This is a genomic window from Paenibacillus cookii (assembly GCF_018333375.1).
GTDB lineage: Bacteria > Bacillota > Bacilli > Paenibacillales > Paenibacillaceae > Paenibacillus_AQ > Paenibacillus_AQ cookii.
In genome coordinates this window covers 63490-72141 of the sequence record NZ_BORW01000027.1, presented here as the reverse complement: position 1 = coordinate 72141, position 8652 = coordinate 63490, and the positions used below count along the sequence as shown (strand labels likewise).

11 protein-coding genes are annotated in these 8652 nt (G+C 56.7%); 8 read left to right on the top strand and 3 right to left on the bottom strand.

The window, feature by feature from the left end; genetic code table 11:
• Positions 1–154 precede the first annotated feature (154 nt).
• Positions 155–1069, bottom strand: coding sequence for a LysR family transcriptional regulator (locus KI367_RS20075; protein WP_036715003.1), 915 nt, complete (start codon positions 1067–1069; stop codon positions 155–157).
• Between the two features lie 121 nt (positions 1070–1190).
• On the opposite strand from KI367_RS20075, the gene KI367_RS20070 reads away from it, so the two are divergent.
• The gene (locus KI367_RS20070; RefSeq protein ID WP_036715001.1) at positions 1191–1580 is read left to right on the top strand and encodes a tautomerase family protein; all 390 of its coding nucleotides are present in this window, start codon (positions 1191–1193) and stop codon (positions 1578–1580) included.
• 85 nt (positions 1581–1665) lie between these two features.
• Complete coding sequence (locus KI367_RS20065; protein WP_212951893.1) at positions 1666–2406, top strand: SDR family NAD(P)-dependent oxidoreductase; 741 nt, start codon at positions 1666–1668, stop codon at positions 2404–2406.
• On the opposite strand, the gene KI367_RS20060 is transcribed toward KI367_RS20065, so the two are convergent.
• Positions 2378–2665: an SAM-dependent methyltransferase gene (locus KI367_RS20060; protein WP_212951903.1), complete on the bottom strand. Its 288-nt coding sequence runs from the start codon at positions 2663–2665 to the stop codon at positions 2378–2380. The genes KI367_RS20065 and KI367_RS20060 overlap by 29 nt on opposite strands.
• A 177-nt stretch (positions 2666–2842) precedes the next feature.
• Between KI367_RS20060 and KI367_RS20055 the strand changes: the two genes are divergently transcribed.
• A complete protein-coding gene (locus KI367_RS20055; protein WP_036715957.1) occupies positions 2843–3007 on the top strand; it encodes a DUF1328 domain-containing protein in 165 nt (54 codons plus the stop codon).
• 176 nt (positions 3008–3183) lie between these two features.
• Positions 3184–3324 (top strand): hypothetical protein, encoded by a 141-nt coding sequence (locus tag KI367_RS20050; protein WP_197070095.1) that lies wholly within the window; start codon positions 3184–3186, stop codon positions 3322–3324.
• Between the two features lie 86 nt (positions 3325–3410).
• On the opposite strand, the gene KI367_RS20045 is transcribed toward KI367_RS20050, so the two are convergent.
• Positions 3411–4610: a DUF418 domain-containing protein gene (locus tag KI367_RS20045; protein ID WP_246537128.1), complete on the bottom strand. Its 1200-nt coding sequence runs from the start codon at positions 4608–4610 to the stop codon at positions 3411–3413.
• A gap of 142 nt (positions 4611–4752) precedes the next feature.
• On the opposite strand from KI367_RS20045, the gene KI367_RS20040 reads away from it, so the two are divergent.
• The 4 genes from KI367_RS20040 to KI367_RS20025 are packed head-to-tail and all read left to right on the top strand — an operon-like array spanning position 4753 to position 8463.
• A complete protein-coding gene (locus KI367_RS20040) occupies positions 4753–5469 on the top strand; it encodes a response regulator transcription factor (RefSeq protein ID WP_036715670.1) in 717 nt (238 codons plus the stop codon).
• Positions 5466–7220: a sensor histidine kinase gene (locus tag KI367_RS20035; RefSeq protein ID WP_212951892.1), complete on the top strand. Its 1755-nt coding sequence runs from the start codon at positions 5466–5468 to the stop codon at positions 7218–7220. The genes KI367_RS20040 and KI367_RS20035 overlap by 4 nt, the downstream gene beginning before the upstream one ends.
• A 49-nt stretch (positions 7221–7269) precedes the next feature.
• On the top strand, positions 7270–7842 hold the full coding sequence (locus KI367_RS20030; protein ID WP_036715671.1) for a class I SAM-dependent methyltransferase: 573 nt from the start codon (positions 7270–7272) through the stop codon (positions 7840–7842).
• Between the two features lie 30 nt (positions 7843–7872).
• Entirely contained in the window at positions 7873–8463 is a 591-nt protein-coding gene (locus KI367_RS20025) for a YdeI/OmpD-associated family protein (RefSeq protein WP_212951890.1), read from the top strand.
• Positions 8464–8652 lie beyond the last annotated feature (189 nt).

Below are 8652 nucleotides of genomic sequence, written 5' to 3'. Positions count from 1 at the left end.
CTGAAGGTGGCAGGCATCCGCCTCGCTACTTTCCTGCAAAAGCGACAGAACAAAAAAAGTTGGACGGAAAACATGACGTTTTTCCGACCAACTTTTTATTTTGGGGACTTATTGGACAGCCCCTTTTCCGTGCAAGTGCATCGGTCGACGTTATTTACGGCTGCGTGCCGACGGCGGAGGAGGCCGCGCTCCGTGCCAGCTCCTCTTTCAGCCAGCGGTACAGCTTCCCCGCAGCGAGGCGCGGCGGGTACTCGGCCGCCTTGCATACGATGCCGCAGGTGAGATCGATCCGGTCCTCCTGCAGCGGCCGGACCGCCGTTCCGTCAGGCTGGGGACATAATACGGACCAGGGGACGAGGGCGCATCCGATGCCGCTTTTGACGTAATATTTCAAGGCCGACATGCTGCCGATCTCGACCGTATCCGGGGGATGCCCGCCCGACTCCTGCAGGAGCGTCTCGAGCTTGCGGCGGTACGGGCAGTCGGCCGAGGTGATGAGCAGACGGTGTTTCCGCAAATCGGAAACGGCGATCTCGCGCTTGTCCGTGAGCGGATGATTTTCCGGGAGCAGGACGACGAACCGCTCCGTGAGCACCGGCTCAAAATGCAGATCCGTCCCGAACGGCGGCGGGGAACATAAGGCCAGATCCAATTCGCCGCGGTGAAGCTGCCGGCATAACGTCGGAGAATTGGCGATCGTCACGGACACGCGAATTTTGGGGTAGTCCCGCAGAAACCCGGCCAGAATGTCCGGCAGCCGGTAGCTGGCGATCGGTTCGACCACGCCGAGCCGTACGTCGCCGGTTTCCCCGAGGGCGAGCCCCGTTATCGTGTCCTGGAGCTGGTCGATGTCCCGTACGATGGGCGCGCTTTGTTCGAGAAAGAGGCGGCCCGCTTCGGTCAGCTCAAAGGTTTTGCCGCGTTCGATCAACCGCGCGCCGAGCTCGGCTTCAAGCTTTTGGATCTGCATCGTCACGGTGGACTGGGCATAATTGAGTTCCTCCGCCGCACGGTTGAAGCCTCCAAGCGCTACGATCCGATGAAAGGTTTTGACGGCTTTAAGGTCCATGGTCCCTCCATATTTGTTCAATATTTTTGAATTATTAATTCATATAATTCAATTATACAGATAGATCGGGATCGGATACAATGATTTTGCCGGCAATACATCATCAAGGAGGCGTTAGAGCATGCCGTTTGTACGCATAGATCTGCATCACGGGAAATCCAAGGAAGAACTGTCCGTGATCAGCCGCTCGATCCATCAGGCCATGGTCGAAACGATCGATGTCCCGGAGGACGATTATTTTCAGGTCATTACCCCGCACCCGCCGGGCGAATTGTTATACGATACGGGATACATGAACATCTCCAGGTCGGAGCAGCAAATGTTCGTTCAAATCACGATGAAGGAAGGGCGTCCGCTGCGCAAAAAACAAGCGCTGTATGCCCGCATGACAGAGCTGCTGGAGATGAATGCGAAGGTTCGCCCGCAGGATGTGATGATCATTTTGACGGAAAACACGCAGGAAAACTGGTCGTTTGGCAACGGAGTGGCCCAGCTTGCTCCGGAAGCATGATGTTATAGAGGGCGCGATTGCGGAAGCGTGGAAGCCCCAAGCGCTCAAAGGCGCAAACCAATGAAATGAAAGGAGAGGGTTCCAAATGGACTTACGAGGTAAAAAAGCTTTGGTTACCGGCGGCGGCACGGGCATCGGGAGGGCGGTTTCCCTTTTGTTGGCGGAACGCGGGGCGTCCGTGGCCGTCAATTATTCTCGGTCGGCACAGGAAGCGGAGGAGACGGTGCGCCTCATTCAGAGCCGGGGAGGGCAGGCTTTTGCCATTCGGGCGGACGTCTCCCGCGAGCCGGAGGTGAAGGCGATGGCAGAAACCGTTGCGCAGCGGTGGGGAACCATCGACCTGCTCGTCAACAACGCCAGCGTGACCCGCCATATTGCGATGGACGACCTTGAAAGCATCAGCGACGAGGCGTGGGACGAACTGTTCGGGATCAACGTGAAGGGCATGTTTTACTGCGCGCGGGCAGCCGCTCCTTACATGAAAAAGCAGGGGAGAGGGGCCATCGTCAACGTCGGCAGCATCGCCGGCATTACGGGGACGGGGTCGTCGCTTCCCTATGCGGTTTCCAAAGCGGCCGTGCACGGTTTGACCCGTTCGCTCGCCAAGGCGCTTGCGCCGCATATCCGCGTGAACGCCGTCGCTCCCGGCGCCGTGCTGACGAGATGGTGGGAAGGCCGCGAGCGGCAAATGGAACAGCTGGCGGGCAGCCTGCTGCTGGGGGAAACCGCATCTCCCGAGGACATCGCCCATATGATCTGCGCCGCGCTGGAGCAGGAAGCGCTGACGGGGCAAATCATTACGGTGGACGCGGGGCAATCGATGTAAGGCGGACATGCCGCCTGCCGGTTGCAAACCTAAATAAGCCTATTCCGCTTGGCATGATCCGGGAGAACAGGCGGGAGCGCAGCTGGTTTCTGGGCGTCGTCATGACGGCATAACCTCCGGGCTTCAAAAAGCGGCGATGCCAGTCGGCCACTTCCGGTTTCATCTCATCCGGGAAATGCTCCAGCAGCCCGACGGACAGCACGAGGTCGAATTCCTTGCCGAATGGCAGAAGCCGGATGTCGCTCACAACATACTCGATGTCGAAATTGCCTTGCGGTCCCGGGCGACGGTTTTACAATAGGGCTTTGTGAATGCGTTTACAATAAGCATATGACAAAATCCGGAATATGATTATGATCCTTTTTCCGGTTCAATCGGCCGCAGAGCGGTTACAAGTAAGTATCGCACCAAACTTTGATAGAAAAGGGTGATTGATATGTTAGGATGGGCATTTCTATTTTTGATCATAGCCATTGTCGCCGGGATTTTCGGTTTCTTCGGCATCGTGTCGGCGGCCGTCGGCGTCGCGAAGGTTTTGTTCTTCATTTTCCTCATTTTGTTTATCGTTTCGCTGTTTTTCGGACGCGTCAGAAGAAGCTGACGCACGCCTGAAAAGCAAGGTTGGCATGAACAGTATGCATGAAGAAAAAACGGGCGTTCTCCTGGGAAGGAGCGCCCGTTTTTTTGCTGCCCCCGCATGCGTTTCCATGGTAACATGGAGCCATGCAGCGAGATGTCTAACCTTTTTCTAATCCCCAATGAGCGGAGGCATGATCCATGCAGGAATTCATCGGCAACTGCCGCGGCTGCGGCAAAGCGATTTATTGCGAGAACGGTTTTTTGAACGGAACGGTGCAGGAGGACCAAACGCTGGAATGCTTTGAATGCCAGGAGCAGCGCCGGGAGTCCGAAGACTGAACGTTCCGCGCCGATTGCCCGTCATACCGTGCACGCTTCGATGTACCCCGTCTCAAGCAGCGGCCATTTCTCTCTCTGTACGTGCTTTAGGCTTCCACGGCCATCGTTTTGGCCTTTTTGCGCTTGGCTTTTCCGTCCAAGGAAAAATACGTCCACATTCTCAGCACCCGCTCCACCGGCCCGGATTTGAACCGTGTCAGGTACCATCCGCTGGCGAACAGCTGCACGCCGTAAATGATGAGCCCGAGCCCGCAGCCGGCGATGACGCCGACCTTGCCGAACCAGCCGAGCCCGTAGCCGTAAAACAGCGTCGTGCAGATGACCGTCTGCATCAGGTAGTTGGTCAAGGAAAGCCTGCCGACGGCTTCAAACCGCTCCATTAAAGGGGAGGGGGCCAGCTTGGCGTACCATAAGGAAAAGCCCATGATATATCCGATCGACAGCGCGAACCCGCCTAGCATTTCCCCGGTGCCCGCACCGATCATTTCCGGGAATAACAGATGGAAAGATTTCATCGCGAGTCCGAGCGGAATAAAAATCAGCATCCCTCTCCGGTACATGCCTTTGTTTTCGTCAGGGTCGGCAAACCATCCCTTTTTCGCGGAATACATCCCCATCAGGAACATCGGCGCTGTCATCAGCGGGGAAAACAGGACCATAATCAGGGCGAACGCGCGGTCGTTGCCGAGCGGATTGGCCGTATTCCGGTCATGTTTGATTTCCGCATAGGAACCTTCGGCGTACAGCGTAACCGTCGATTGAACGTAATTTTCGATCCGGTGGTTCATCGCCTGCATTTCTTTGTCGGCTTTATCTTCGGGCGCCAGTCCGATCAGCCCCGTCACCGTCAGGAAAATGATGCTCCACACCATCAGCGTCTTCGGTTTTCGGTTCATGAAGATCAGCAGCAGGAGGCCGATCGCGCCGTAAAACAACAGGATGTCCCCGTCCCACAAAAACGTGCTGTGGAGAAGGCCCAAGGCGATCAGCATCGCAAAACGCCGCACCAACGGCCAGCCCGCCTTGCGGTTTTTGGCGTTTAAGCTTTCCTTCATCTTGATCATGCCGAACCCGAACACAAAGGCGAAGATCGGCATAAAGCTGCCTTCGACCAGCACCTGAAGAATGTTGTGCGCCGCCGCGTCGGCGGCCGGAACGTGGAATAGATGCAAGATATCTTTTCCGAACATTCCGTATTGAAAAATAAGCATGTTGGCAAGCAGGATGCCCAGCAGGCTGAATCCCCGCAAGCCGTCGATCAGACGAACCCTTTTGCGTGTCGTCAACGTTATCACCTCACGACCACAATACCAACCCCCAATGAAGCGAAGCTAAAGGAAACCTTAACGCTGGCTAAAGCCGCCGTTTTTTTTGTTTAGCTGGAATTAAGAACGGTCTGATACAATGCTATTTGAGGTGGTTTTTTCGATGTATAACGCCAAAATTTTGCTTGTAGACGATGAAAAATCGATCGTTCAGCTCATCGAGATGGTGCTGCGGAAAGAAGGCTTCCGCCACATTTATGCGGCTTATAACGGACAAGAAGCGCTGGAGCTGGCTGCCCGCCATTCCTTCGATATTATCCTGCTGGACGTCATGCTGCCGGATCAGACCGGGTTCGAGCTGTGTCCGCAAATCCGGCGGCTGTCCGACGCGCATATCATTTATTTGACGGCCCGGACCTCGGATTTGGACGTGCTTACCGGCTTTGCCACCGGCGGGGACGATTACGTCACCAAGCCTTTTAATCCGCTGGAAATCGCCGCCCGCGTCAAGGCAAGGCTCCGCAGAACGGTGGCCGCCGCCCCCGCGAAAGCCGTACCGGAGGAATCCCGCGGCAGGTACGATTTCGGGCGGTTCGTTCTGGACGAATATGCGGGAACGCTGATCGTCGGCGGCAAGGAAATGCCGTGCCCGGCCCAGGCGTATCAGCTGCTGCTGTTTTTATGCAAGCATCCCGGCATCGTTTTTTCCAAATCGCAGCTGTATGAGGAAGTATGGGGCATCGACGGGCTGGGGGACGACAACACCGTCATGGTGCATATCCGCAAAATCCGCGAGCGGATCGAGGAGGATCCCGGCGATCCCAAGCTTTTGGTCACGGTCCGCGGCCTCGGCTACAAGCTGATGAAGGTGGACGCATGAAGCGGATCCGGACCCGTTTGACGCTGCATTTTACGTACCAGGTTTTGCTGCTGTGGGTGATGATTATCCTCACCTTGGCGGTTTTGCTTTTGACCTTGATCAGTTACCTCGTGAACCAGGATTTGAAGCGGACGTTTTCGACCAGCGCGCTCGACGGCATCACGACCGAAACCTTTATTGAAAACGACCATGTCAGCATGAATAAGCGCTGGCAAGGTTTGCTGAAGGAACGCGGCTACTGGCTGCAGGTCGTGAACGAATCGGGAAACGTCATTTATGACGTGAACGCGGGGGAGGATTTAAAAACCTCCTACGGAGCGGCGGAGCTGCTGCACATCCAGGAAACGCGGCGTCTCGGTCCCTACCGGGTGGAGACGTTGCTCGAGAGCGAGGCTGACGGGATGCATTCCGTCCTGTATCTGATGGGCTCGAAGGATGTAGGCGCGCAGCGTTTAGAGCAGTGGTTCCGGCAGTATGGCAGCAGCGGGCGCATCCGTCCGGAAGCGGAGAGCAAGATCAAGGCGGAGCTGACGGGGGATAAGGATTATTTGCAGGTCGTGAGCCCTTCCGGGCAAATTCTGCAATCGGTCGGACAGGCCGAGGCGAAGAAAAGCAAATACGGCGCGCTGGAGCTTGTGTCCATGCGGGTGGAACCGGGCAAATATCCGGTGGATTTATCGGTATATTTCGACGAAAACACCGGTTATACCTGGCTGCTCCATCAAGGCAAGCCCGAGAAGGAATTCGTGAAGCAGACGTTTTTCCATGACGTGATCCTCGTGCTCGTGGCGATCGGGGCGGCGGTGCTTGTGCTGACGTTCGGCATTTCCATTTGGCACGGCTACCGCTACGGACAGCCGCTGATGCTGTTTGCGAGCTGGTTCGAGCGCATGAGCCAAGGTCGCTACAGCGAAGCGCTGACCGAAAAGGAGCGCAAAAAAGTGTTCCGCAAAAACGGCAAAATCCGCATGCGGTACAGGCTCTACAAAGAGGTGATCGCCGGGTTTTACGACATGGCCACCAAACTCGACGCTTCCCAGCGGGAACGGAAAATGCTTGAGCAGACGCGGGAAGAATGGATGACCGGCATATCCCATGACCTGCGGACGCCGCTGTCGACCATCCAAGGGTACGGCCATTTGCTCGAAAGCGGGCAGTTCGCCTGGAATGAAGCCGAGCTGAAAGAGATGGGCCGCATGATCCGGGAAAAAGGGGATTTTATGCTGGAGCTGCTTCAGGACTTTTCCCTGACGTTCCAGCTGAAAAACAAAGCGATCCAAATTCCGCTGCAGCCGATCGAGCTCAACGAATTCGTCCGCCGTTCGGTGCTCCGTTACGTCAATGACGCCACGGTGGATACCGCTACGTTTTCCTTCGAGGAATGGGACGGCGCTTTGGCGATCCTGGCGAATCCGAAATGGTTCCGGCGGATGCTGGACAATATCCTCACCAATGCCGTCAAGCATAACCCGGAGGGAACGGAGATTACGGTCCGGACTGGAAAGGACGGCGGGCAGGCATGGATCACGGTGGAGGATAACGGCAAAGGGATGGACGAGGAAACGAAGCGCAACCTGTTCGAGCGCTATTACCGGGGGACGAGCACGGATCAGACGACCGACGGCGCCGGACTGGGCATGAGCATCGCCCATGCGATCGTGATTGCGCACAAGGGGCAGATTCAGGTGGAGTCCGAGCCTGGGCGGGGAACGACCGTGCGGATGGCATTTCCGTTCATTGAATCCAATTGATGGGAAATGCTAGAATGGACTCACCCGAATATGACAAGGAGGACGACCCATGCATGACAAACGATTCGATCCGACGCTGATCTCCAGACTGGACAATCCCGAACGGCGCAAAAAGCTGCCGCCCGAAGAGCTTCTTGCCCTGCTTGAACTGAAAGGCGGCGAGGATATTTTGGACGTCGGCGCCGGCGCAGGTTACTTTACGTTCCCGGCGGCGGAAAAAACGAGCGGCACCGTGTATGCGCTGGACGCGCAATCCGAGATGCTGGACTATCTGCTGAGCCGCTTGGAGGAAAGCGAATTCGACGGCAACATCGAAATCATCCAGGGCGAAGCCGAACAAATCCCGCTCGATGACGAGCAGGTCGACGCCGTCATCTGTTCGATGGTGCTGCATGAAGTGGAGCCGCTTGCGCAAGGGCTGAGCGAGATCCGGCGCGTGCTGAAGCCCGGAGGCAAGGCGCTGTGCATCGAGTGGGAGGTCGCCGACACCGGGAGCGGGCCGCCGCAAGCCCATCGCGTTTCCTCGGCCGATATGGCCCGCATCTTGAAGGAGACCGGTTTTCAGGTATTAAGCACGCGGCCATGGACCGAAGCCTTTTACAGCATCGTATTTCAGAAGTGAAAACGCGTCTACGCGGAAAGGAGCATCCTGATGGCTAAATCCGGAGGACAAGCGGAATGGCCGCTGCTGCTGTGCGCAAACCAACAGGAATGGGAAGCTTGGCTTGATGCGAATCATCTTGAATCGCGCGGAGTCAGGCTGCAAATCGCCAAAAAAAACGCGGGGCTAGCTACCGTCAGCTACGCCGAGGCGTTGGAAAGCGCGCTCTGCTACGGATGGATCGACAGCCGCAAGGAGGCGCTCGACGAGCGCAGCTGGGCTCAGCGTTTCGGGCCGAGAGGAAAGGACAGCCTCTGGTCCGAGACCAACCGGGAGAAGGCGGAGCGGCTGATCGCGGAGGGCCGGATGAAGCCGGCCGGACTTCAGGCGATCGAAACGGCCAAAGCCAACGGACGCTGGGATTCGGCCTACAAGCCGCAAAGCCGCGGCGGGCTGCCGGCGGAGCTGGAGGCCGCCTTTGCCGAACATCCGCAGGCCAAGGCGTTTTACGACACGTTAAACAGCCAAAACAAGTACGCGATTGCGTTTCGCATCCATAACGCGAAGAAACCCGAAACCCGCGCAAGAAAGGTAGAGGAATTCATCCGCATGCTGGAAAACGGGGAGAAGATTTACCCTTGATTCGTGAAGGAGAGGAGCTGCGGCGCGTCCGGGGCTCCTCTTTTTTTTCGTGCGGCCCAAGAGCCGTTCGGAGGATTCATGCCATGATTCGCCGTTTTTGGCCAATAGGTGTTTTCCTAAAACAGACTATTGACGCCATCTTTAGGCGCGGATAAAATTTTACCTATCGGTAGGTAAAAAAGGGGGGTC

What these genes read in the sequence shown, in the direction of transcription:
- KI367_RS20075 (WP_036715003.1), bottom strand. Translation starts at nt 1,069, where the DNA reads ATGGACCTTAAAGCCGTCAAAACCTTTCATCGGATCGTAGCGCTTGGA.
- KI367_RS20055 (WP_036715957.1), top strand. Translation starts at nt 2,843, where the DNA reads ATGTTAGGATGGGCATTTCTATTTTTGATCATAGCCATTGTCGCCGGG.
- KI367_RS20035 (WP_212951892.1), top strand. Translation starts at nt 5,466, where the DNA reads ATGAAGCGGATCCGGACCCGTTTGACGCTGCATTTTACGTACCAGGTT.
- KI367_RS20050 (WP_197070095.1), top strand. Translation starts at nt 3,184, where the DNA reads ATGCAGGAATTCATCGGCAACTGCCGCGGCTGCGGCAAAGCGATTTAT.
- KI367_RS20065 (WP_212951893.1), top strand. Translation starts at nt 1,666, where the DNA reads ATGGACTTACGAGGTAAAAAAGCTTTGGTTACCGGCGGCGGCACGGGC.
- KI367_RS20070 (WP_036715001.1), top strand. Translation starts at nt 1,191, where the DNA reads ATGCCGTTTGTACGCATAGATCTGCATCACGGGAAATCCAAGGAAGAA.
- KI367_RS20030 (WP_036715671.1), top strand. Translation starts at nt 7,270, where the DNA reads ATGCATGACAAACGATTCGATCCGACGCTGATCTCCAGACTGGACAAT.
- KI367_RS20025 (WP_212951890.1), top strand. Translation starts at nt 7,873, where the DNA reads ATGGCTAAATCCGGAGGACAAGCGGAATGGCCGCTGCTGCTGTGCGCA.
- KI367_RS20040 (WP_036715670.1), top strand. Translation starts at nt 4,753, where the DNA reads ATGTATAACGCCAAAATTTTGCTTGTAGACGATGAAAAATCGATCGTT.